The following is a 23,805-nucleotide window of genomic DNA, read 5'->3' as shown; positions in this document are numbered from 1 at the left end:
ACGGCAGCCACGCTGCCTCAGGGCCGCGGAGTATAACAGGCTAACCTGGTTAAGTGTGACTAATTTTTCACCAATTGCCGACTATTTGTGCCCCTTGTTTGTGCCTGCAAGCCAAGGCCCTACTAGGATTGTGGCTTATCTCGGGCTCAGAGCAATAAGCGCCCCACATACTGCCATAGGTTAAACAGCGCCAGCACGAGTATGCTTATCCAGGTGAACAAGGTGCCTAGGAAACGGCCCGGGTGGTAACCGCCCTTGCCTTGGGTCAGACCTATGGCATGCAGTAATCTGGCCACCAGCCAAATCGTCCCCAGTAGATGTAACCAAACGCCGGCCATGCCGTTGGCCTCGGCCAGCACCAAAAGCAACAAGGCTATCGGGGCATTTTCCAGCAGGTTGCCGTGTACCCGGTTGGCCAAATGCAGTGCATCGTTACCGCCATCGCCCAGGCCTATCTTGTAAGCACGGCGCAAACGCACCACCCGGTAGGCCAAAGCCAAGACCAAAAGCCCCGTCAATGCGGCATAAAAACCCGATATAAACAATGACATAAGTTCTTTTATCTCCTTTTGAAATTCTCTGTTCAGCCTTGGCTGATGCGACGCTGTCCAAGCGCAGCCAATCAACCTTAACGCAACAAGCTTGCACTTAAGGTCACATAAAGGAAATAATTTTTAAAATGTCATTAACCGGATTCAGTACCCTTGCTGTAGAATCCGCGCGGGCAAAAAACCGTCCATCCAACCAAGGGCACAGTGGGAAACCGAGTGGATAATCAAGAATTCATTGAAAAGCGCCGTTTTATCATTAAGTTGGGTAAGGCTCTGCATAAGTTCGGCACCCCGGCTTATCGGCTCGAAACCCACTTGCAGACAGTGGCCAAGACGCTCGGCATCGAAGGCTATTTTCTGATCTCCCCCACTTCGATGACCTTTGTGCTGCAGCACGACACAGATCAGGAATACAACCATGTTGCCAGGGTTAAACCCGGCGAGCTGGATCTGGGGTCGCTGGCCCGTACCGACGCCTTAGTGCAGGAACTGAGCCTGGGGCAACGCAGCCTGAGTGAAGCGCTGGAACGGCTGGATGAGATAGCCAACAAGCCCAATCCTTATGGCCCCATGTTAACCCTGGGTGCCTTTGGCACCTCGGCCGCCGCCTTTGCTATGCTGATGGGCAGCAGTTGGAATGATGTGTTCTGGTCGGCCTTGATAGGCATGCTGGTCTATGGCTTGGTATTCAGCGCCGAACGCTCGCGGCGGATGGCCGAACTGCTGGAGCCTCTGGCCGCCATGCTGGCCGGTTTCGCCGCCTGTGGCCTGGCGCAACTGGATGCCGGGCTGAATATCCCCGTGGTGGTACTGTCGGGGATCATCGTCTTTATTCCCGGCCTGGCGCTGACCCTGGGCCTGGCCGAACTGGCGGCAAGGGATCTTATGTCAGGCACCATGAGGATCATGGATGCGGTAATGCTGCTATTCAAACTCTACTTCGGCGCCGTACTCGGCGTGGCAATAGGCAATGCCCTGTTCGGCGAATCCCTCTATATTGAGCCCATGCCGTTGCCTCGCTGGGCCATCTGGTCGGCGGTGCCCATCCTCTCCATGGCGCTGGTGTTCATCTTCAAGGCCAGGCTCAAAGATGCCCCCTGGGGCGTACTGGCGGGTATTGTGGCCTTCTTCTCCGCCATGTTCGGCGGCCTCTATCTGGGGGATTCTCTGGGGATCTTCTTCGGCGCCCTGGCCGTGGGTATCTACGCCAACCTGTTTGCCCGCTGGATGAAGGCACCGGCCTCCATCGCCCTGCTGCAGGGGATAGTCATCCTGGTGCCTGGCTCCAAGACCTATATCGGCCTCAATGTGCTGATCTCGGGTGAAACCATGTTGAACCAGTCGCATCTGGGGTCGCAAATCTTTCTGATATTCATGTCACTGATCGCCGGGCTTATCTTCTCCAACGTGGTGGTGCCGCCGAGAAACACCCTCTAAACGCTGCTGCCGTGGGCATTTAGCGCCGGAAAAAGATAGTTTATTACAAGCTAAATCATTACTTTATTTCGACTGTCGCCTTGACTAACCGCCTATTCGGTTGTGTTATTGAAGTGTGAATATCAGCCCGATATTCACTACCGAGAGGAGGCAGTCTATGGCAACAAGCCGCAGTGTCTTGCTTCTGGCAACCCTGTTTGCCAGCCTCTCCGTTTTGGCCGACACAGGCACCAAAGGCGATAGCACAACCTCGTCTTCCCAAGGCCAAAATCCACTCCCTGAGCGGTTCAGGGTTGGCAAAATTGTGGTGGTCAGCAACCCAATTTTCGACGAGTCTGCCGACAACGCCATCTTCCTGCACAATTGGGCCAACGCCTTGCATATCAATACCCGGGAGTCGGTGATCCTCAATCGCCTCAGTATCCAGGAGGGGCAGGAAGTGACCCCAAGGCAATTGGAAGAAGCGCAGCGAATTCTTAGGCGTGAAGCCTATCTCAGAGACGCCAGGATCTCTGTGGTCAAGGCCGACCCGAGTGCCGATCAACAGCCTGATGGTGAAACCTTGCTGGTGGAAACCTGGGATCAATGGTCGCTGCTGCCCACCATCAGCCTGGGACGCAGCGGCGGCAACAACAGCTTCTCCGTAGGGCTGAAAGACGACAATATTCTTGGCCTGGGGATCCGCACCCGTTTGAAGTACCAATCCGACGAGGACAGAACCGGCTACAAAGTCGCGTTCGAAATGCCGCTGAACATCATCAAAAATGCCACTGTGGCGGCCAACTTCTATGACAACAGCGATGGTCAGGCCAAACAGCTGTATTTCGACAAGCCTTTCTATACTCTGGACGACACACGCGCCTACGGCGCCGAGTATCTGGATGAAGACAGAATCGACACCATTCGCCAAAACGGCCTCGACATCAACGAATTCAATGAAGAGCTCCGCTATCGCAACCTCTACTGGGGCTTTATGTTCGCCAAAGAAAACCAGAGCCGGCAAAGATTACGCCTTGGAGTCACCCAGGATAAGCACAGCTTTTACGCCCTGCCTCAATACCCGCAGCAGCCCTTGCCTCAGGATAGAGACTTTCTCTACCCCTGGGTAGAATGGGAATACTTGCAGGATGATTTTCGGGTACTGACCAATATTCACCTGGTCAACTATAACGAAGACTTCAACCTCGGCTGGCATCACAGCGTTAAATTGGGGCTGGAAACCAAAGACAGTGATAGCCTGGGTTATCACCTCAACTGGCGCAGCAGCCGCGGTTACTTTGAGGGCAAGGAGCTGCTATTGCTGGCATTTGGCGGTGAAGCCACCCTGGCCACCCGGCAACGGGACTTTTATCAAGTGAATGTTGCCGCCGAGTATTTCTATAAGTTCACCCCCAAGTGGACCGCCTATTCCAAGGTGCGGCTGTCCAACTCCAACAACAACTATATCGACCATCCCTTTGCGCTGGGGGATGAAACCGGCATTCGCGGTTATCCCAACGACTACCAGCACGGTGACAATCAATGGCTGCTGACCGGCGAAATCCGCTATTACCCCAATATCAACCTTTACCAACTGGCAGAATTGGGCTGGGCCGCCTTTATCGATGTCGGTCAGGCCTTTGGTGGTGCCATGGCCAATGACAACGAAGTCTCAGGCCCCATAGGCTCTATCGGCATAGGTGCCAGAATCTACTCTTCCCGTTCCAGTTATGGTCATGTCGCCCATATCGATTTCAGCGTGCCCTTTACCCGGGGCGAGGAAGTGGACGGCTGGGAATGGCGCTTTCAAGTGAAGCAGAGTTTCTAGGCTGACTCTGCCACCCCAGCGGCAAACTCTGCACTAAACTTGAAGGGTCACAGCAACCTGGACCTGACATGAAAAAACTCCTTTCCTCCGTACTGCTCGGCCTGTCGTGCCTGATATCGGCACAGGCAAGCACGTTGAAAATCGCCTTTTTTGATTTTGCGCCATACAGCTTTCAGGAAGAAGGAGAACTCAAGGGCATCATGGTAGAGATGACTCGCCTGGCCTGCCAGCGCTGGGAGGAAGGCTGCCAACTCAAGCTGTGGCCTAATCGCCGCGCCAGGCAGCAGATGAACTCGGGAGAAACCGGTGCCATGGGGCTGGCCTGGGCAGATTATCGCACCTCACAATACTATTTCTCGGTCCCCTTGTTGCAGTCTGAATATGGTTTCTTCAGCCTCAAGGCACTGAGTTTGAAGCAGATGCAGCAGCTATCGGATCAGCGTGTGGCAGTATTCTCACCATCCAATACCCACAATGCCCTGCAAAAATTGAATCAGGAACTGATCCGGCAACAAGTCCCCCCCATGCAGGTGGTTACCTTTCCACAAAGCGATGAGTTACCACTGAAAATGCTCGCCAGAAAGCGTTTTGATGCCTATTTTGTCAACCGGGATGTCGGTCGCTGGTACGCAGGGAAACAGGGGATTGAAGGCTTGGACTATCTACCCAGCCAACCCAAGACTTACTACTGTCTGGCATTCGATATCCGTCATAATGACCGACAGACCATAGCCCGCTTCAATCGGCTGTTGTTGGAGTTGCAGCAGGGAGAAGCCTGGCACCAGTTACTGCAGCGCTGGCAGGTTGAACCGGCCCAATGGCAGCCTGAGCAAGCCCAAGCCATGAACATTCCACTCGAGTAGAAAAGCAAAAGGCCGCCCGTGATAACACGGGCGGCCTCGTTTTATTTGGTGAGTTGGCCTATAAGCCGGGTCCTGTTCTCCCGAAGGAGCGGCAGTCATTCCTCTAGGCCTGCAATCGCTCACAGGCTCAAGCAATCTACCCGGTTCCAACGCGAGCCACGCATTAATTCCGAAGAATAGTGGAACCCTATTTGATCTTGCTCCGGGTGGAGTTTACCGTGCCGCGAACTGTTACCAGCCGCGCGGTGCGCTCTTACCGCACCCTTTCACCCTTACCGGCCCGAAGGCAGGCGGTCTACTCTCTGTTGCACTGGTCGTCGGCTCACGCCGCCCAGACGTTATCTGGCACCCTGCTCTATGGAGCCCGGACTTTCCTCCCCGTTCTTGCGAACGCAGCGACTGCCCGGCCAACTCGGCGCGGATTATAGCCCATAGCGGGCTTCACACCAAGGCATTTCCTTACCAGCCCAGCTCAAGCCCTTTTTTATAAAGAGCATTTTTCTTCAACCCATGGATCTGTGCCGCAATGGCGGCCGCCTTCTTCAGCGGTAATTCATCACAGAGTAGTTTGAGGGTATCCAACGCCGCGGCGGACGTTTCGTCTGCTTCCTCACTGACAAAACCGTGCAGCATAAGCACGATTTCACCGCGCTGCTGGTTGGCATCGGCTTCTACCTGCGCCAGCACTTCGGCCGTGGTGCCGCAGAGGAAGGTTTCAAAGGTCTTGGTCAGTTCCCGCGCCATCACCATCTGCCTATCCGGCCCCAGGACCTCCACCAGCGACTTGAGGCTGGGCAGAATTCTGTGGGGAGACTCATAGAAAATCAGGGTGCGCGGGTCTTCCCTAAGCGCCAGCAGTTTATCCTGGCGCCCTTTGTCTTTAGCCGGCAAAAAGCCTTCAAACGAAAAGCGATCCGAGGGCAAGCCAGATGCCGACAGCGCGGCAATGGCGGCGCAGGGGCCTGGCAGCGGGATCACCGGATAACCGGCGGCGCGCACATGGGATACCAGGTGATAGCCGGGATCGGAAATCAGCGGCGTACCGGCATCGCTGATCAGCGCTATGGCTTCACCTTCGCCGAGGCGTTCGACAATCCACTGCGCACGGGCACGTTCATTGTGGTCATGCAGCGCTGTGGTGCGGGTATCTATGCCGAAGTGACTTAGCAATTTACCGCTGTGGCGAGTGTCTTCACAGGCGATCAACGCCACCTGATTCAGTACTTCCAGAGCCCTGGGGCTCAAGTCCCCCAGGTTGCCTATGGGAGTGGGAACTATATACAGCGCGACCGACAGGTCCATAACTACCTCGGAGATGAAAGTGCCGAGACTTTCGTCAGGCACAATAGAAGGTTAAACTAGAGCCAGCATCTTACCAGAGTGAAGCCCTGTGTTAAAAAGCCTGAATAGAGTTAAATACATTTCTGCTGCGATTTTGCTTGCCAGCCTGTGGGGCTGTGGCAGCACGCCATCAGCAGACAAAGATCAGCTGGCCGTCGTTTCTCTGGTCAGTGCCCCGCAAGCCCCGGCCGAGTATTTGGCATTTGCCGCCAAGGCGCCCAGCAAGGAAAACCGCGAGCGTTACCTGCTATTGGCCGCCAATGCTTACCTCAAGCAAGGTGATACAGATGCCGCTGCAGATATTCTGCGTTCAATGCAGGCCGGGCTAAGCCCTGTGGATGAAATCCAGGCCGAGCACCGTTTTCTCAGCGCCCGCCTGCAAGAACTGACCGGCAAAAACGCCGAGGCCCTGAGCACCCTGAATTACCCCGGCAATTGGCAACTGGCCGATTGGCAATGGGCCAGTTATCACCAAGCCCGTGCCCGACTGTTTGCTGCCAACCAGCAACCCGTGGAGCAAGTGCGTGAGCTGAGTAAGCTCAGTCAGTATCTGCCGGTGAAGGCGACCGGCGAGGTTAACGACGAAATTTGGCAATTGCTCAAGCCGCTGCAGGAAGAAACCCTGCAGAGCTTTGCCGCTCAAGAGAGCGATGCCGTATTTACCGGCTGGCTGCAGCTGGCTTATCTGGCCAAACACTACGCGGTGGATCCCTCAAGCCTGATCCGCCAGTTGAGTGATTGGCAGAAACGTAATCCTTATCATCCTGCGGCGGTGCAGTTGCCTTCGGATCTGCAGCTGGCGCTCAGTGCCAAGCCATACAGACCCAGCAATATCGCCGTGCTGCTGCCACTTTCGGGCCCAAGAGCCGGAGTCGCCAACACTGTGCGTCAGGGCATACTGGCCAGTTATCTGAGCGACCCGGACAGCAATGTCAGCCTCAACTTCTTCGACACGGCCCAAGGTGCCGATAAAGCCTACCAGCAAGCGCTGCAGAGCGGCGCCGAATTTGTGATCGGCCCGCTGCTGCAAAACGAAGTGGAACAGGTGATGGCGGCCCAGCAAGCTGCAAAGACAGATACCCCGCCGCAACTGTTTCTCAATCAAATAGATAAGCTGCAACCGCAACAGAATAAGTACTACTTCGCCCTGTCTCCCACTCAGGAAGCCAGCGATGCCGCCCGACGCATGTATCAGGATGGCATACAGGTGCCACTGCTGCTGGCCAGCAATGATGCCGTAGGCCAACGTATGGCCCAGAGCTTTAAGCAGACCTGGATGGAGCTGACCGACAGTGATGCCGAGGTTCACTTCTATGATAACGGTGACAAGATGCGCGAAACCGTGGAAGAAGCCCTTGGCGTGACTGACAGCAAGGCGAGGATCCAAGCCATTAAGGCACTGCTGGGCAGTAAGGTGAAGGCCGACTTCCGCTCCCGTACCGATATCGATGCCATCTATATGATCTCGGGGATTCAGGACTTGCCACTGCTGAAACCCTTTATCGATGTCAACTTCAGTGTCTTTGCCGAGCAAGTGCCACTGTATACCAGTAGCCGCGCCCGTCAGGAAGACAACGCCAAGCAAACCGCGATTGAACTGAACAATATCACCATCAGTGATATCCCCTGGTTGCTGCAGGCCAGTGAAGAAACCGAAGCGGTCAACAAGTTGTGGCCCACTTGGGGCAATGCCCAAAAACGCCTGTATGTGATGGGCTATGATGCCCTGCAGCTGGTCAATCGTCTGGCCCAGATGCATGCCTTCCCCGGATACCAGTACAGTGGCCGCAGCGGCCAACTGACGGTGAGCCCGGATGGCGTGATCGATCGTCAGCTCAGCTGGGCCAAATACCAGCGCGGCGTTTTGCGGCCACTGTAACCCGGCTTATGGATCTGGGACAGGAAGGCGAGCGTCTGGCTCGCCGCTATCTGGAACAACAGGGCCTGACCTTTGTCGAACAGAATGTGCGCTACAGTTTCGGCGAACTGGACTTGGTGATGAAACAGGGCAGCCAATGGGTGTTTGTTGAGGTAAAATACCGCTCACCCAGCCGATTCGGCGGTGCTTTGCAGTCATTGAGCCAGGCCCAGATAACCCGGCTTCGCAAAGCCGCCAGCCAGTATCTGCAGCAACACAGGATCAATGCCCCCTGTCGCTTCGATCTACTGGCCATTGATGCCGGCAAGGTGCAATGGCTACAGGACGCTTTTTAGTAAGCGCTTAACCCGAAACAAATTTACACTTTAATGCCTGAACAAAGCCCCTGGCCTATGGCATGATAGCAACACTTGATAGTGAAGGACTTATCCATGTTAGAACGTATCAAAGACAGCTTCACCGAGTCGATTCAGACCAAGATTGACGCCGCAGAGGCGCTGCCTGAGTCTATCGCCAAGGCCGCAGAAATGATGGTGCAATGTCTGTTGGGTGGCAATAAGATCCTTGCCTGTGGTAACGGCGGCAGCGCCGGTGATGCCCAGCACTTTTCAGCCGAGCTGTTGAACCGCTACGAAGTGGAACGCCCACCTCTGCCGGCCATAGCTCTGACCACAGACACTTCTACCCTGACGGCCATCGCCAACGACTACAGCTACGACGAAGTGTTTTCCAAGCAGATACTGGCACTGGGTCAACCCGGTGACATACTGCTGGCCATTTCCACCAGCGGTAACTCAGGCAACGTCATTAAAGCGATGGAAGCCGCGCTGAGCCGGGATATGACCATAGTAGCGCTCACGGGTAAAGACGGCGGCGCCATGGCCGGATTGCTGAGCACCAATGATGTGGAGATCCGCGTCCCTTCCAATGTCACGGCCCGCATTCAGGAAGTGCACCTGCTGGTTATCCATTGCCTGTGCGACAACATTGACCGCACCCTGTTCCCGCAGGACGAACATCAATGAGACGTCTGCTGCCCCTGTGTCTACTGCTTACCAGTTTGACCGGCTGTGCCGGAGCCGTAATGGTGGGTGCAGTTGGCGGCGCCATGGTGGTTAACGATGAGCGTTCGCTCAAGACCCAGTTGGATGACACCAATGCCGATTTTCGTATCTCCAGTGTACTAGGAGCGGAAGATGATCTGAAGAATCAGACCAATATCACCGGTGTCAGCATGAACGGCAATGTGTTGATGATAGGTCAGGCGCCCAACTCCATGCTCAGGGACAAGGCGATTCGGCTGGTCAAAGAGCTGCAACTGGGTGGCAAGATCCACAATCAGATCCGTATCGGCAACCCAACGTCCTTCACTACCCGCAGCAACGACACCTGGATCACCACCAAGGTCAAGGGGCGGATGCTCAACGACAAGAATCTGGATGTCACCAAGATCAAGGTGATCACAGAGAATGGCGAAGTCTTTCTGCTGGGCTTGGTCGAGCGTGAACAAGCCGACCTGGCAGTGGAAATCGCCCGCAACACCGCTGGAGTACGTAAGGTTATCAAGGTGTTCGACTACGTCACCCCTTAACGCCCTTCATACCTTCATATCGAGTCGAACGAGAGCCGGTCACACCGGCTCTTGTGCTTTCAGCTCGCGGGCTTTCATCAACTTGGCGATGGCGGGCAGGCACAAAGTCGGCAGCACCACCAGTGCAGCCCCTACCCAGCTCAAAGTATCCAGCCACTCATCGAACAGCAGCCAGCCGAGGAAGACAATAAAAATAAGCCCGCTGTATTCGGCTACGGCAATTTCACTGGCCTTGGCCCTGCGATAGGCCAGGACACAGAACCAGTTATATGCCAGCAGGAAGGCATTGGATAACAGCGCCACTCCAAGCAGTGGCCAGCTCAGCCCGGCCAGTTGTTGCGACAGCGCCACCAGCAGGATCAGCGGCAAACTCAGCAGGTTGTAACAGAGCAAAGTCAGACTGGCGGCCTCGGTACTGGGCAGCTTGCGCAGGCTCATCTGGTTTAAGGAGAAGGTAAAGGCCGAAACCAGCACGGCAATGCCGGCCAACTCCAACTCGCTGGGCCTGAGGATCAACAAGATACCGGCAAATCCCAGCGCCGCAATCCCCCACTGCAACGGCGTAATCTGTTCTTTCAGGAATACGGCTCCCAGCACCATGATCATCAAAGGCGCCGAATAGAACAGTGAACTGACAGTCGCCAAGGGCAGCGCCATCAAACCAATAATCAAAAAGAGCGCGCCAACAGCTCCTGTGTTGGCACGCCAAAGGTGGATCTTAAAATGAGAAGTCCCCGGGCGACCGGCCTTGAGCCACAGGGGCAGCAACATAAGTACCGCAGTCACCTGGCGCACCAACAGGAAAGTCGCCGCATTGGCATCATCCGGTAACCACTTGACCGATACGTCATAAAAAGCGCTGAAGAGATTTCCTACGGTCAATAAAATCAAACCGATAGCAACGGTTCTCTGCATCTTGGTTATCCTGAACGACTCTCAATCGGCGGCATCATATCCGGGTTAAAAACCAAACTGAAATGATGTTTTTTGCGTATAAATGAATTAAATTCATACTAAATTTCCGGAAAGAATAGCCGATGCGAAAACTTCCCCCCTTGAGAGCGCTGCAGGTATTCGAGGCAGCTGCGCGCCAGAGCCACTTTTCCCGCGCCGCCGAAGAGCTGTGCATCACCCAGAGTGCCGTGTCCCACCAGGTCAGATTACTGGAGGAACACTTTGGTGAGTCCCTGTTCCAACGTCAGGGGCGCAGTCTCAAACTGTCACCCAAGGGAGAGATCCTCTACTGGGAACTGGAGCGAATATTCAACGAGCTGGCTGACCTTGGCCGTTTGTTCGGTGAACCCAATCGCGAGCTGAAACTGGCGGTTTACAGCTCTTTTGCAGTTAAATGGTTGATCCCCAGACTCAGCGACTTTCGCCGCCGTCATCCTGAGGTGCAGATCAGGCTGGAGATGGTGACTCAAGATCCCGAGCTCAGCGACAGCGTGGCCGATCTCTTTATCAGTGGTGGCCTCAAACGACGGGGATACTGGCAGGCGGTGCTGCACAAGGAGCGGCTTATTCCGGTTTGCAGCCCGCAATTGCCCCCCAGAGCCGGACAGATAACGATTCAGAGTCTGCAGCAGTATCCGCTGTTGACTGTGGATGAAGGCCCTTTGGGGCTGGACTGGAACCGTTGGGCCGAGGCCAACGGTGTGACTCTGACAGCCAATCACAGGCAGCATATTTTCAGCCATGTGTTGATGGCCATTGAGGCCGCGATTGCCGGTCAAGGCATAGCACTGGCGTCTGACTTTATGGTAGAGGACGATATTGCCAGTGGCCGTTTGATTGAGGCCGAACTGCCGGACGTGCATACAGGGTTTGAGTTCACTTTTTGCTGTAAGGAGCGGCGCCTCAAAGAACCGGCGATAGCGGCCTTTGCCGATTGGCTGATGTTGATGGCAAGCCAGCCACAACCGCAGTAACTCGAACGCAGCCACAAAAAAGCCGACCTTGTAGGTCGGCTCTCAAGATTGGCTGATTTACACCAGCAAGCCTATCTTCTCATAAACTTTCTTCACTGTGACTTCGGCGCGGGCCTGGGCCTTCTCGGCGCCCTGCTTCATTACCGACTCCAGGAAGGCTCTGTCTTCGCGGAATTCACGGAAGCGTTGTTGCAGTGGCTCCAACATTCCGACCACGGCTTCACCGGCGGCCACTTTCAAATGGCCATACATCTTGCCTTCAAACTCGGCTTCCAGTTCGACTATGCTCTGGCCTGTCACCCCGGACATCAGGCTCAGCAGATTGGACACCCCAGGCTTGTTGTCTATGTCGAAACGCACCACAGGCGGCTCATCGCTGTCGGTCATCGCCTTTTTCAGCTTCTTCATCACCGCCTTGGGATCTTCCAGCAAGCCGATGACATTGTTGCGGTTGTCATCTGACTTGGACATCTTCTTGGTGGGATCCTGCAGCGACATCACCTTGGCACCCAGCTCAGGGATAAAAGGCTCGGGCACTGTGAAGGTGTCACCATAGGCGTTGTTGAAGCGGGTGGCGATATCCCGGGTCAATTCCAGATGCTGCTTCTGATCCTGACCGACTGGGATCTCATTGGCCTGGTACAGCAGAATATCGGCCGCCATCAGTACAGGATAACCGAACAGACCCACGTTGATATTGTTGGCGTGTTTTTGCGACTTGTCCTTGAACTGAGTCATGCGGCTCAGCTCACCCATCTGGGTATAACAGTTCAAAACCCACCCCAGCTGAGTGTGCTGCGGCACCTGGGACTGAATGAACACTGTGCTCTTCTTGGGATCGACACCACAGGCAAGGTACAGCGCCAATGTGTCTAGGCAAGCTTCACGCAAGGCATTGGGATCCTGGCGCACTGTGATGGCATGCAGGTCCACCACGCAATAGAGGCAATCATGGCTGTCCTGCATGGCTACCCACTGACGCAGGGCACCCATGTAGTTACCTATGGTCAACTCGCCTGAGGGCTGGGCACCGCTCAATACTATGGGTTTGGGACTGCTCATGAATTTCATTACTCCGATTGCTGTGGCGGCAAATGCGCCAAAATTTGCTCAAAATGATCGCATACGGCATCTGGGCCGCAAAGCCCAATATCTTCACCGTAGTTGTAGCCATAGGTCAAGCCGATTGAGGCAATACCTGCGGCTTTCGCCGCCAGAACGTCGTTGCGGGAATCGCCCACCATCAACATCTGCCGAGGCTGCAACTGCCATTTATCCAGCAGGTGGGTCAGCGGCAAGGGATCCGGCTTCATCTTAGTGAGTGAATCGCCGCCGAGAATTTCACTGAAAAACGACTCAATACCAAAGGCCTGCAATAGGGGCACAGTAAATCGATAAGGCTTGTTGGTGACCACTGCCAGCTTGAAACCTCGTCGCTGCAGGGTGCCAAGCACGGACTCAACCCCGGGATAGAGCTTGCTGTAACGCTCAAGGCAAGCCTCATAATGCCTCATAAATACCGGCATGGCATCGGCCATGACAGAGGCATCCGGCTCATCGCCCAGGCTCGAGGTCAGCGCGCGGCGCATCAACATCTCTGTACCGTTGCCTACCCAGCTGCGAACCTGGTCTTCGCTGCAACCACGCAGTCCCATATCGGCCAAGGTTGCCTGGGTCGCAGCGGCCAAGTCCGGCACACTGTCCACCAGAGTGCCATCCAAATCAAAGGCGATCGCACTGATACTGCTTGCGATCATAACTTACACTCCTGCCAGTTCACTGCGCATCTGGTCGATAACAGCTTTATAGTCCGGTTGGCTAAAGATGGCAGAACCGGCAACAAACATATCGGCACCGGCGGCGGCGATTTCGGCAATATTGTCCACCTTAACCCCACCGTCGACCTCCAAGCGGATATCGCGGCCACTCTCATCGATGCGGCGACGCACTTCGGCAAGTTTGTCCAGTGTCGATGGAATAAATGACTGACCACCAAACCCTGGGTTGACCGACATCAGCAAAATCACATCCAGCTTATCCATCACATAGTCCAGGTAGTGCAGTGGCGTGGCAGGGTTGAAAACCAAACCCGCCTTACAGCCATTGTCGCGGATGAGTTGCACTGTACGATCCACATGCTCGCTGGCCTCTGGATGGAAAGTGATGATAGAAGCCCCCGCCTTGGCAAAGTCAGGCACTATGCGATCGACCGGCTTCACCATCAGGTGCACATCGATATCGGCGGTAATACCATAGTCACGCAACGCCTTGCAGACCATGGGGCCTATGGTCAGGTTAGGTACATAATGGTTGTCCATCACATCGAAGTGAACCACGTCGGCCCCCGCATCCAATACGGCTTTAACATCATCACCCAGGCGGGCAAAATCGGCAGACAGAATGGAAGGAGCAATAAGATATGGGCGCATAGCATTCTCACAGGATGTTTAAGAAGTCGCCTATTTTACCCGCCAAGGCGCTCGGGCTCTATAGCCTGGCGCCCATTTCTGCCGTTGAAAAGCGCCATAAGTTGGAATAAAGTTGTTACTTGGTAAAAAGCTGTTCAATTTATCAACGGCTTTGTTATAATTGACCGATGTCACATTTGGGATTGGAACAGGATGAACCAGAAACCGCAGGTTTTCACACACAGCATCAAGTCAGCAGTCATACTCGCTGTCGCCGCTGGCGTGGTGGGAGCAACTGCCGTTGGTTTCCAAAGCCTGGGTTCTTCCAGCAATAATCTGGCCTGTAGCTGCAGCCAGGAAAATGATTACAATCCCAACCTGCCTTCCAGCCATCCCAATAATCGCTGTGCGACTCAGGAAGATGATCTGAGCTGGAAGAGTTGGCTCAGCGGCAAGAGTCGTTCGGGTCAATTCCATTTTGTTGACTTGTTGGAGTTGCTGCACGGCCATCAACGTAAACCGGTTGATGATATGGCTCCGGCGAATTCCAATAACGGTTTCTAGATGCTTGGCCGCTACTGGCGTTACCTTTACAGTACGCTGGCAGCCTTCTTCGGCGTGCAGAGTGAGTCCAATCGCGTCAGGGACTTCAGCGCCAATTCCTCACCTCTCCCTTATATCATCACGGGCGTGTTGCTAGCCGCACTACTGGTACTAGGTCTGTTGCTGCTGGTAAATAGAGTACTCGCCTGATTACTTTGGCAAAGATGACTTTCAGTCGTTCTCGTTGTGATAGGTTTCGTCGTACAGAGCCATCAACTCATTCACCTTGGTTCTGGTGCTGCCTTTCTGGCTGATGTTACGTTGAACCTGTATCGCTTCCATTCTCGAGCCGTGATAGAGCTCGCGGGTCAACGGAATATCATGGTTACTGATAAGCACAGGAATGCCACGCTCAATGGCGGTATGACGGGAATGCCTGGCCAGCAGTGCCTGGTCATCCAAAGAGAAGCCGGCACCGACATAAGTGGTAAAACTGGCGGTGGTCGATAAAGGTGCGTATGGCGGATCGCAATAAATCACGTCACCGCTTTTAGCCAGGGCAAACGCCTGCTCGTAGCCAATGCAGCGAAACTCGGCATTTTGTGCCTTGGCAGCAAAACCGCGGATCTCTTTCTCAGGGAAATACGGCTTCTTGTAGGAACCAAAGGGCACATTGAATGAGCCTTTACGGTTATAACGACACAGACCATTAAAGCCGTGGCGGTTGAGATAAAGAAAATAGACTGCCCGCTCGAAGGGGTCACGACTGCGATTGAATTTTTCTCTGACCAGATAGTATTGCTCTTTATCGTTCATCCGCGGTACAAACAGGTCCGCCGCCGCCCCTATGTATGCTTCTGGACGAGTCTGAATGATAGAGTAAAGATCGATCAGATCGCGATTGATATCGCACAACAAATAGCTCGGATAATCTGTGTTGAGAAACACAGAACCGGCACCGACAAAGGGCTCAACCAAGCGCTCACCCTTGGGCAAGTGCTGAGTCAGGGCATCAACCAGTTTAAATTTACCACCGGCCCACTTAAGAAAGGCTCTTTGTTTTTTCTTCATTAAAATTGATTGGTGCCCGGAAAAACGAAAGTGGGGATTGTACTCCGTTTAAGATGAAATTTCACTGTTACTTAGGCCAGCTTGTAAGCGATAGTGCTGCAGTGATTGCCATGACTTGACCAAAGGTTGAGACAGGCCCAAAGTCTGCTGCAAAACTTTACCGGCTTCGATGGCCTCTTGCTTACTGGCATATTCCCCTACCAATACCACCCACCAATCCTTGTGCTTGGCTACCCTGACATTTGCCACTTTTTTCAGCTTGGCCATAAACGCCGTCAGTGACGATTCACGTTTCAGACTCACCAACTGCAAAGTATAACCCTGTGTCGGTAGCACTCCGGCACTGGGCTCTTGTTCGAGCTCAGATTTATTCTGAACTTCTTGCGGCTTGGTATCTTGAGAAGCCTTAGCGGCCTCTTTGACCTGCGACTTTTGGGTAACCGGCGTAGTAACAGGAGCGGTTTGCACATCCAATATTGCCTTGGCGTCACTCAGTAGCTCAGATTCTGACTCTGGGGCTCTCGCTGTAACCACTTGAGTCTCTACATGCTGAGCATTTTTTTGCTCCAAGACCACCTGCGGCTCTGTTACCTGGCTTTGTACTTGTTCCAGGCGAACGTAAACGGGCGTAGTTGAGAGCGCCTCCTGATCCCGGTCAATATCGAGCCAACGTTCGGCAAATTGGCTTAAGGGACTTGTACTATGCTCCAGCACCAGGGCTGACTTGGGTAGTTCAGGCAGAGGTTCGGTCGAGCGCAGCAGATACCAAGAAAGCAGCGCCAGAGAGATAAGCGCGGCAAGGCTCGATATCAGTATGGTCTTCCAAGGGAATACCCTTGGCCTCGGCGGCTCACCATTCAATGCCAGCTCCAGCAATGCCAATACCTCGGCCGGTGTGCCTTGTTGCCTCTCCAACTGCTTGACCACTATGGCCCGTGGCGTGAAAGTGTGCACTGCGCTGCGAGTCAACAGTGTCTGATACAGGCCCTCACGCTCGACGAGAGAAAGCGGCTCAAGCTTAACCGGCAACACCTGTTGTTTCTGTGCTTTGGGCAGTTGAAGCTGTAGCTGCTCGGCAAACTCCGGAGAGACAGAACAGGTCAACGTGATAGGCTCACCTCTGGCCTGCAGCTGAGTCAGCAATAAACACTCAGCCCAAAGCGCCAAGGGCATATTGTCGGCATCGTCGATCAGAATGTGGATAGGCTTGCGCATCTCACCCAGATAACGCAGCAGGGTATCGGCCAGAGGCTGCTCGTCGTCAAACAGGGGATCGGGCAGCAACTGGATCAGCAACTTGCGCCTTATTTCTGCAGCATCGGCATGTTGAGGGCAACTGACCAACGCCAGATTATGCTCATCGAGCACATTGGCCAAGGCGGTCAACAGTCGTGTCTTACCTGCTCCAGCCTGCCCCTGCAACAAAACCAGCTGCTGACCATAACAGGCCAGATGCTGCAGTCTTTGTAACAGTGCCTCTTGCGAGGGTAGGAGAAGTTCTTCGGTTGCCACCATTGTTACCCATCAAGGATCAAGTGCGGCAGATCACTTGTTCGAGTAGGAATTCCGGCACTTGAGCAAAAATACCGGCCTGACCCATGTCTGTGGGCAAAACCAGGCGAATTTGCCCAGCCAAAACTTTTTTGTCACGCCGCATGTGTTTGATAAAGCTTTCAAAATCCATGGACTCTGGTGCAGTTACCGGTAAATCGAATACCTGTAGCAGCTCAGTGATGCGACGGAGAATTGACTCGTCAATCAGTTCCATGGCTTTTGCAGTTTGTGCAGCAAGGACCGTGCCAGCGGCAACCGCTTCACCGTGAAGCCAATTGCCATAGCCCATTTCGGCTTCGATAGCATGACCAAAGGTATGCCCCAGATTCAACAGAGCGCGAACCCCCTGCTCTGTCTCGTCTTCGGCAACCACTTCGGCTTTTATCTCACAGCAGCGACGTATGGCATAAGCCAGAGCCTCTGGCTGCTGCGATTTGAGTGACTCAACATTGTTTTCGAGCCACAGGAAAAAGTCAGCATCCCAAATGATGCCGTATTTGATCACCTCAGCCATGCCGGCGGCAAATTCACGCACCGGCAGAGTCTTCAGGCACAGGGTATCTATCAGCACAAGTTGTGGCTGATAAAAAGCGCCTATCATGTTCTTGCCCAGCGGATGATTGACTGCCGTTTTGCCGCCCACAGAGGAATCGACCTGAGACAGGAGCGTAGTGGGGATCTGGATAAAGTCCACGCCCCGCTGATAACAGGCCGCAGCGAAGCCGACCATGTCACCAATGACACCGCCACCGAGAGCCACCAGCACCACATCACGACCGCAGTTGTGCTCAAGCAGAGCCGTAAATACGCTTTCGAGTTGTGCCAGTGTCTTGTACTGCTCACCATCGGGCAGAATATGAGCAAAAACCTGAGCCGCAGGCAGCAGAAGGCGCTGCAAAGACTGCAGATACAGGGGAGCTACTGTGTCATTGGAGACAATGAAGACTTTTTTACCCGAGACACTCGCCGTCAGGCAATCGCTCTGGGCCAACAGACCCTGGCCAATGAAGATAGGATAACTGCGTTCACCTAAATCAACCCGGATCTGTTGCATCTTGCGTCCTAGAAGCCTAATTGTTCAATGATTTGATTGGCCACAACTTTGGCGCTTTGCTCGTCTGTCTTGACGATAACATCGGCGATTTCCTCATAGAGAGGATTACGCACGTCTGCCAGTGCTTCCAACACTTCACGAGGATTATCTACCTGCAGCAAGGGGCGACGCTTGTCGCGCTGGGTACGGGCCACTTGCTTGTCAATAGTGGTTTCCAGATACACCACGATACCGCGGGCAGAGAGGAAGTTGCGGATATCTTTGCTTTGAACTGAGCCACCACCTGTGGCCAGAACTATGCCTTGTTTCTCGGTCAGATCGGAAATCACCTGAGCCTCGCGGCGACGGAAACCTTCTTCGCCTTCAACGTCAAATACCCAGGCAATGTCAGCGCCAGTGCGATTTTCAATCTCTTGATCTGAATCGTGGAATTCCAAATGCAGCATTTGTGCCAGATGACGACCTATGGTGCTTTTGCCTGCGCCCATAGGGCCTACCAGAAAAATATTACGTTTTTCAGCCATTTCTTGTACGTCTGAATCTTATGAAAAGTTTGCCGAATGTCGACTTACTATCAAATCGACGGGATTTGTTACCTTGCTCTAATGAGACTTGACCGGGGATTATCTCAGCTTAAGGACATCCAAGGCAAGTAATGCCGACTATTAAAGCCAAATTTCCCCGGGCCCAAACATCAAAGCCAGCGACTGGCACTGGCTTTGATTGAGGTTTTACAGGTTTGGAAAAAACTTAGGCTGACCCCGGCATGCCTTCAATGCCAATTGCTGTGCAAGCCACGCTCTACAAAAGAGAACGCCACGATGACCCATTCACACCTTCCCTAGATTTCTTCGGTCACTATCTTGGGCGTTACGAAGATCAGTAACTCCTGGCGCTCATTCTTGTCCGAAGTATTGCGGAACAGGAAGCCGACCAAGGGGATATCCCCCAATACAGGAACCTTGCTGACCCGGCTGATCAGGTTCTGTTGATAGATACCACCCAAGACTATGGTTTCACCATTATCCACCAGCACTTGAGTACCTATGCGCTGGGTATCGATGGAGACAGCCTCTCCCAACGGAGTTTGTACTACCTTACCCTGCGAGTCCTGAGTAATTTCCAGATCCAGTATCACGCGGTTGTCCGGGGTGATCTGAGGTGTTACCCGCAGCGACAGTACCGCTTTCTTGAACTGTACAGTTGCCGCCCCACTGGAAGCCGATTCCACGTAAGGGATCTCGACACCCTGCTCAATATAAGCGGCTTTCTGATTCGAAGTGGTAATCCTCGGACTGGCAATAATTTCACCCTTGTTTTCCTGCTCCAGCGCACTCAATTCCAGGTCCAAGACGGTACCGTCAGCCAATTTGGCCACATGAAAAGCTATGCTGGTAGCATTGCTTGGTGCTGCCGGCAGATTCACATTGAGACGATCGCCAATTGATGGAATGGTGCCGTTGGCTATGTCCTGAGCACCTTCCAGGCTACCCGATGTGCCCTTATTGCCCTGCTGATCTGTAATTCCCCAACGGATACCCAGGTCTTCCGAAACATCATCTTTGACCGTGACCATTCGGCTTTCAATCAGCACCTGACGAATAGGTACGTCCAATACTTCAATCAGCTTATGCACATTTTCCAGGATATCGGCCGTGTCTTTAACCAACAGAGTATTGGTTCTTTCGTCCACGGCAACAGTGCCACGCTTGGACAACAGGCTGGAACCTTCTCCCTTCAGCAGGTTGGCAATATCATTGGCCTTGGCGTAATTCACCTGCAGATACTCTGAGTAAAGCGGTGCCAACTCTTCTGAAACCTTTTTCTTGTTCTTGAGCTGATTTTCCTCACGTATGGCCAGCTCTTCCGCCGGCGCCACCATCAGGATATTACCCTCGATTCGCTTATCCAGCCCCTTGGTTTGCAGGATAAGATCCAACGCCTGATCCCAAGGGACATCGTCCAGTCTCAGGGTGATGCTGCCGTCGACTGTATCACTGGTCACCAGATTGAAATCATTGTAATCGGCGATAATCTGCAGCACGGTCCTGACGGAAATATTCTGGAAGTTAAGTGACAGAGTCTTACCTGAGTATTTCTTCTCTTCTTCCAGTTGAACTTCACGCTCGACCTTGTTCATCGCCAAGGTGAACATATTGCCATCTTGCTTGTAGTTATATTCGTAGTCACCTTTGATATCGATTAGCACCCGGGTAGTCAGATCTTCTTTGAAGGTCTCAAAGCTCTTCACCGGAGTGGCAAAGTCCTGCACATCCATGACATATAACATGTCAGATGGAATATCTGTGTTATACAACTTCAGCTCCAGCCTGGAGCCAACTTGCTCCACATTGGCGGCAACCGATGAATTACGCAGCTCAACCAGCAATTCTCCGCCATTGTCACCCAAGCGGCGGAAATCAATATTCTTTATGCTATTGACGAAAGGACTGCTGGCCTTGCTCTGGGGATCCATGACCTCATCATTGACAGTCAAACGATAAACGTTGTCTACCGCCTTACCCTGATAAGGTTTCACTTTTTTCAGTGCCAGAACCAGTCGTAAATTATCGCCGTCCTGCATGCTGGACAGCTGCTCGACACCGGCAGTATTAATAGGGATCTGTGCTTTCTCCAGCGCCGAAATACTGTCGCTGAAGTCCAATTGGATACTGGCTGGATCGGCACTCAAATTGATTTCCGGCTCAGATATCGGCTTGTCAAACACCAACTCCAGCTCCAGTTGATGATCCACAATGGCGTGGTACTTTACATCCACCAGCTTGTTGGCAGCACCAGCGTAGGGACTGAGCCCCAGGACGAGCAGGCTGCCCAGGATAAACTGCATCCATTTGGCTGCATTCTTCGGGGTGATATTCGCGGCAGAAGATTCCATTATTCCCTCATCCTTCGCTTGTTATTCTCCGGTCAATTCCAGGCTGCTGTTGCGCTCTGTCCAACAGCCGGAACCGTCCGGTACTAATTCAATGATGTCGATATTCTGTGCTGATACTTTGGCGATGCGGCCGTGATAGAGTCCCAAATACTCGCCCACTCCCATCCGATAGACATTGCCATCGGTTGTTTCCACCAAGGCCCAAACCACGTTGTCTTCGCTCAGGGTGCCGCGCATCTTGAGGTTGTCCAGCGCATAGGTTTCGAGACGGCTCTTGCGACGCTTGAGATCCGGCTGCAGGCAATCCTTGGTGGTATCTATCACCTCTTCCGTCAGTTCCCGGGAAGGCGGCACAAAGGGACTACGCAACATATCTGCCTGATAATCAAAATGCTCAAACTGAGGCGGCTCTTTCAACGGCGGGATCCTGGCAACATGCTGAGCCTTGGTGCTGGTGACAAAGGCTTCAAGATCTGTTCTGTCACCGATACAGCCGCCAAGCATTAACGCCGCCGCGATCAGGGGGATGAGTTGTTTCATTTACCTTTCCCCTTAGCCTTCTCCGGCGGTAATTCCGTTCCCTCTTTAAATCTGTAGGTCTTGGCCAGAATTTCCATTGCCAAGGTGCCGGATGGATCGCGCTTAACCACAAAGTCATGCAGGCTGACGATCCGTGGCAGCTTGGCCACTCCGCCGACCATGTGCCCCAATTGGTGATAGTCACCGGTCACAGCCATGCGTATCGGAAACTCAATATAGAAATCCCGTTGGATCTCGGCATCCCAATCCAGACTCTGGATCTTCAGACCCGCATCTGTGGCGACATAGGTCAAGTCATCAAGCAAACCCGGCATTTCATTCTCTGATGGCAGCATCTTCAACAGTTCGGCAAATTGTGCCTCCATCTGTACCAATTGCTCCCTATACAATTTCAGGTTAGCGGCCAACAGATACTTTTGCTTGAAATCATCACGCAGTTGTTGCTCTTTCACCTGTTCAGACTGGTAAATATCTATGGCGTCTGAAACAAACAGATAATAGCCACCGACGAACACCAGAATCGCCAGCAAGCCTGCAAATACGGCCTTGACCTGAGTCGGCCAGCCGCCGATATTCTCCATGTCCAGATCATTGAACTGGCTCAAATCGAAACTCATTTGCCCGCTCCTTTCGCCATCTGTGCCGTCCCTTCAAGCCGGTTTGCTCCCTTGATACTGACTTTGAGACTGAAGCGTTGCAGCTCTCTGAGTTCTTCCTGTTGAGAGACTATCGACTGCATACTCGGATCCTGAAGCCATTCTGATGCTTTAATTTTTCGCATCATGTTGGCGACATTGTTATTGGACTCACTGCGTCCTTCGATCCAGATAAGGCTGCCTTTCTTTTCTATGCTGGAAAGATAGATACCTGGCGGAATAACCCGTACCAGCTCATCCAATACGTGGGTTGGCAAATTACGCGCCTGTTGCAGGTTAAGAATAATCTCGGTGCGACGTTCAATATCCTTTTTGCGCTGTTTTATCTTGGTGATTTCAGCTATCTGCTTGTCAAGCAAACTAATTTCTGACTGGAGATAAGCATTTCGCTGACGCTGATCCTCTGTCATCAAGTCGATAAAGTTCAGTGCCAAATAAACCAATAACGCGGCGCCAATAAAAACAGCAGCCAGAATACCTATATAATCGCGCTTCTGTTTTTCCCTGGCTTCTTCACGCCATGGCAATAAGTTTATGTTCGCCATTGAGCATAACTCCTCAGTGCCAGGCCGCAGGCCACCATGTATTTACTGATATGGGGTTGCAGGGCATTTTTTACTGAATCGTCCGCATGTAAACTTCCCTGAAAGGGGTCGGCAATTATAGTGTGAACACCTAATTCATTGGTTAGAAGATTAGCCATGCCTTCTAATTTGGAAGTGCCGCCACAAAGCACCAAATGATCGACTTTATCCTTACCACTGGAAGTGCAATATATTTGCAGCGTACGTTTTATCTGTTGCAATAATTGCGTTTGAAATGGCGATAACACCTCAAACATATAATTGCGAGGTAGATCACCTTCTATCTTGGCCTTTTCCGCCTGCTCATAGGACATACCGTAAAAAGACAATATAGATTGAGTGAAGAGTTCACCACCAAATGCTTGCTCGCGGATAAAGGCTGTTTCCCCTTTTTCCACCACGGCGAAGGTGGTCATGTTGGCACCGATATCAACCAAAGCGACAACCTGATCTGCTGCGCCATCCGGAAGCTGCCCCAGGATCAATTCATGGGCACGTCCCAGAGCATAGCCTTCTACATCAACAACTTTAGGCTCAAGGTCGACACTGTCCAGCGCGTCGATTCTGGCATCAATATTTTCGGTACGGCAAGCACTAAGCAAGACATCAACCTTGCTGGGGTCTGTCTTGTTGACGCTCAGCGTTTCAAAATCAATGCTGACCTCATCAAGTGAATAGGGAATGAGGTTATCCGCTTCAATCTCAATCTGCGCCTCCATTTCAACCTCACTCAAGGAGGCGTCCATGTAGATGACTTTAGTCATTACGGCTGATCCGGATACAGCGACAGAAGCAAATTTAGTTGATTTGGGCAATTGCCTCTTCAGCTGTCTCATTGCTTCAATAACGGCTTCAGGATCGCGAATATCATGATCATTGATGGCTCCTTTTTTTACAGGAGCAGCGGCATAAGCCTGGATTTTATAACCATCGCCTGTCTTGCCCAGCAGGATCGCTTTGACCTCGTGAGAACCGATGTCAATACCCACCATTTGCGGAGCCTGACGCTTCCATAGATTCGAAAGCATAGTCCTTTGTCACTTTGTTATTGTTAGGTTTTAGATTAGCACATTTTCAAATTGTTACGCCCCTTTGTATAAAA

At 52.9% G+C, this 23,805-nt stretch carries 25 protein-coding genes and 1 other RNA gene; 10 read left to right on the top strand and 16 right to left on the bottom strand.

All coding sequences use genetic code 11. The annotated features are described in order from the left end of the window. Window positions 1–146 precede the first annotated feature (146 nt). Window positions 147–551, bottom strand: a complete 405-nt coding sequence (locus HCX89_RS18405; protein WP_025011611.1) for an MAPEG family protein — start codon at window positions 549–551, stop codon at window positions 147–149. A gap of 216 nt (window positions 552–767) precedes the next feature. On the opposite strand from HCX89_RS18405, the gene HCX89_RS18400 reads away from it, so the two are divergent. The 3 genes from HCX89_RS18400 to HCX89_RS18390 all read left to right on the top strand — a co-directional run bounded on the left by HCX89_RS18400 (window position 768) and on the right by HCX89_RS18390 (window position 4,658). Continuing rightward, window positions 768–1,988, top strand: coding sequence for a threonine/serine exporter ThrE family protein (locus tag HCX89_RS18400; RefSeq protein WP_025889321.1), 1,221 nt, complete (start codon window positions 768–770; stop codon window positions 1,986–1,988). A gap of 157 nt (window positions 1,989–2,145) precedes the next feature. Further along, on the top strand, window positions 2,146–3,795 hold the full coding sequence (locus tag HCX89_RS18395) for a hypothetical protein (protein WP_174840170.1): 1,650 nt from the start codon (window positions 2,146–2,148) through the stop codon (window positions 3,793–3,795). Between the two features lie 68 nt (window positions 3,796–3,863). Then, the gene (locus HCX89_RS18390) at window positions 3,864–4,658 is read left to right on the top strand and encodes an ABC transporter substrate-binding protein (RefSeq protein WP_167716969.1); all 795 of its coding nucleotides are present in this window, start codon (window positions 3,864–3,866) and stop codon (window positions 4,656–4,658) included. 45 nt (window positions 4,659–4,703) lie between these two features. On the opposite strand, the gene rnpB is transcribed toward HCX89_RS18390, so the two are convergent. Next, an RNA gene (gene rnpB, locus HCX89_RS18385) (RNase P RNA component class A) lies at window positions 4,704–5,073 on the bottom strand. A gap of 44 nt (window positions 5,074–5,117) precedes the next feature. Further along, window positions 5,118–5,960: a 16S rRNA (cytidine(1402)-2'-O)-methyltransferase gene (gene rsmI / locus HCX89_RS18380; RefSeq protein WP_144221170.1), complete on the bottom strand. Its 843-nt coding sequence runs from the start codon at window positions 5,958–5,960 to the stop codon at window positions 5,118–5,120. 88 nt (window positions 5,961–6,048) lie between these two features. Here rsmI and HCX89_RS18375 point away from each other — a divergent pair, with 88 nt between their 5' ends. The 4 genes from HCX89_RS18375 (at window position 6,049) to HCX89_RS18360 (ending at window position 9,469) form a co-directional block, all read left to right on the top strand. Continuing rightward, the gene (locus HCX89_RS18375; protein WP_107006164.1) at window positions 6,049–7,878 is read left to right on the top strand and encodes a penicillin-binding protein activator; all 1,830 of its coding nucleotides are present in this window, start codon (window positions 6,049–6,051) and stop codon (window positions 7,876–7,878) included. Window positions 7,879–7,886: 8 nt separating this feature from the next. Next, window positions 7,887–8,213 carry a YraN family protein gene (locus tag HCX89_RS18370; RefSeq protein WP_025889313.1) on the top strand — a complete coding sequence of 109 codons (327 nt, stop codon included), beginning with the start codon at window positions 7,887–7,889 and terminating at the stop codon, window positions 8,211–8,213. 96 nt (window positions 8,214–8,309) lie between these two features. After that, window positions 8,310–8,903 carry a phosphoheptose isomerase gene (locus HCX89_RS18365; RefSeq protein WP_028780981.1) on the top strand — a complete coding sequence of 198 codons (594 nt, stop codon included), beginning with the start codon at window positions 8,310–8,312 and terminating at the stop codon, window positions 8,901–8,903. Then, window positions 8,900–9,469, top strand: coding sequence for a BON domain-containing protein (locus HCX89_RS18360; RefSeq protein ID WP_025011605.1), 570 nt, complete (start codon window positions 8,900–8,902; stop codon window positions 9,467–9,469). Before HCX89_RS18365 ends, HCX89_RS18360 begins: the two co-directional genes overlap by 4 nt. A gap of 39 nt (window positions 9,470–9,508) precedes the next feature. On the opposite strand, the gene HCX89_RS18355 is transcribed toward HCX89_RS18360, so the two are convergent. Next, window positions 9,509–10,384: a DMT family transporter gene (locus tag HCX89_RS18355; protein WP_044733485.1), complete on the bottom strand. Its 876-nt coding sequence runs from the start codon at window positions 10,382–10,384 to the stop codon at window positions 9,509–9,511. Between the two features lie 122 nt (window positions 10,385–10,506). On the opposite strand from HCX89_RS18355, the gene HCX89_RS18350 reads away from it, so the two are divergent. Then, complete coding sequence (locus HCX89_RS18350) at window positions 10,507–11,397, top strand: LysR substrate-binding domain-containing protein (protein ID WP_167716967.1); 891 nt, start codon at window positions 10,507–10,509, stop codon at window positions 11,395–11,397. Between the two features lie 57 nt (window positions 11,398–11,454). Here HCX89_RS18350 and trpS read toward each other — a convergent pair whose 3' ends face one another. The 3 genes from trpS to rpe are packed head-to-tail and all read right to left on the bottom strand — an operon-like array spanning window position 11,455 to window position 13,826. Continuing rightward, window positions 11,455–12,459, bottom strand: a complete 1,005-nt coding sequence (trpS, locus tag HCX89_RS18345; protein ID WP_093981879.1) for a tryptophan--tRNA ligase — start codon at window positions 12,457–12,459, stop codon at window positions 11,455–11,457. Between the two features lie 8 nt (window positions 12,460–12,467). Further along, window positions 12,468–13,151, bottom strand: a complete 684-nt coding sequence (locus HCX89_RS18340) for a phosphoglycolate phosphatase (protein WP_167717035.1) — start codon at window positions 13,149–13,151, stop codon at window positions 12,468–12,470. A 6-nt stretch (window positions 13,152–13,157) separates the two neighbouring features. Further along, entirely contained in the window at window positions 13,158–13,826 is a 669-nt protein-coding gene (rpe, locus tag HCX89_RS18335) for a ribulose-phosphate 3-epimerase (protein WP_025011600.1), read from the bottom strand. Window positions 13,827–14,018: 192 nt separating this feature from the next. On the opposite strand from rpe, the gene HCX89_RS18330 reads away from it, so the two are divergent. Together HCX89_RS18330 and HCX89_RS18325 are read left to right on the top strand one after the other, a co-directional pair. Then, complete coding sequence (locus HCX89_RS18330; RefSeq protein ID WP_025011599.1) at window positions 14,019–14,369, top strand: hypothetical protein; 351 nt, start codon at window positions 14,019–14,021, stop codon at window positions 14,367–14,369. Beyond that, on the top strand, window positions 14,370–14,558 hold the full coding sequence (locus HCX89_RS18325) for a DUF2970 domain-containing protein (RefSeq protein ID WP_025011598.1): 189 nt from the start codon (window positions 14,370–14,372) through the stop codon (window positions 14,556–14,558). It begins immediately after the preceding gene. 21 nt (window positions 14,559–14,579) lie between these two features. Here the strand turns inward: HCX89_RS18325 and HCX89_RS18320 are convergent, their stop codons facing one another. The 9 genes from HCX89_RS18320 to HCX89_RS18280 form a co-directional block, all read right to left on the bottom strand. After that, window positions 14,580–15,419: a Dam family site-specific DNA-(adenine-N6)-methyltransferase gene (locus tag HCX89_RS18320; RefSeq protein ID WP_028780988.1), complete on the bottom strand. Its 840-nt coding sequence runs from the start codon at window positions 15,417–15,419 to the stop codon at window positions 14,580–14,582. Window positions 15,420–15,467: 48 nt separating this feature from the next. Further along, a complete protein-coding gene (locus HCX89_RS18315; RefSeq protein ID WP_167716965.1) occupies window positions 15,468–16,934 on the bottom strand; it encodes an AAA family ATPase in 1,467 nt (488 codons plus the stop codon). 16 nt (window positions 16,935–16,950) lie between these two features. After that, window positions 16,951–18,027, bottom strand: a complete 1,077-nt coding sequence (gene aroB / locus HCX89_RS18310) for a 3-dehydroquinate synthase (protein WP_167716963.1) — start codon at window positions 18,025–18,027, stop codon at window positions 16,951–16,953. 8 nt (window positions 18,028–18,035) lie between these two features. Further along, window positions 18,036–18,551, bottom strand: a complete 516-nt coding sequence (gene aroK, locus HCX89_RS18305) for a shikimate kinase AroK (RefSeq protein WP_025011596.1) — start codon at window positions 18,549–18,551, stop codon at window positions 18,036–18,038. Window positions 18,552–18,868: 317 nt separating this feature from the next. After that, a complete protein-coding gene (pilQ, locus tag HCX89_RS18300) occupies window positions 18,869–20,923 on the bottom strand; it encodes a type IV pilus secretin PilQ family protein (protein ID WP_025011595.1) in 2,055 nt (684 codons plus the stop codon). Window positions 20,924–20,944: 21 nt separating this feature from the next. After that, window positions 20,945–21,463, bottom strand: a complete 519-nt coding sequence (locus HCX89_RS18295; protein WP_025011594.1) for a pilus assembly protein PilP — start codon at window positions 21,461–21,463, stop codon at window positions 20,945–20,947. Further along, window positions 21,460–22,080 (bottom strand): type 4a pilus biogenesis protein PilO, encoded by a 621-nt coding sequence (locus HCX89_RS18290; RefSeq protein ID WP_025889304.1) that lies wholly within the window; start codon window positions 22,078–22,080, stop codon window positions 21,460–21,462. Before HCX89_RS18290 ends, HCX89_RS18295 begins: the two co-directional genes overlap by 4 nt. Beyond that, window positions 22,077–22,664, bottom strand: a complete 588-nt coding sequence (locus HCX89_RS18285; protein ID WP_028780990.1) for a PilN domain-containing protein — start codon at window positions 22,662–22,664, stop codon at window positions 22,077–22,079. Before HCX89_RS18285 ends, HCX89_RS18290 begins: the two co-directional genes overlap by 4 nt. Further along, complete coding sequence (locus HCX89_RS18280) at window positions 22,652–23,731, bottom strand: pilus assembly protein PilM (RefSeq protein ID WP_025011592.1); 1,080 nt, start codon at window positions 23,729–23,731, stop codon at window positions 22,652–22,654. The genes HCX89_RS18285 and HCX89_RS18280 overlap by 13 nt, the downstream gene beginning before the upstream one ends. Window positions 23,732–23,805: the final 74 nt, after the last annotated feature.

It is taken from the genome of Shewanella sp. Iso12, assembly GCF_012030025.1.
GTDB classification, from domain to species: Bacteria; Pseudomonadota; Gammaproteobacteria; order Enterobacterales; family Shewanellaceae; genus Shewanella; species Shewanella algae.
This window is presented reverse-complemented; position numbering and strand designations above follow the sequence as displayed.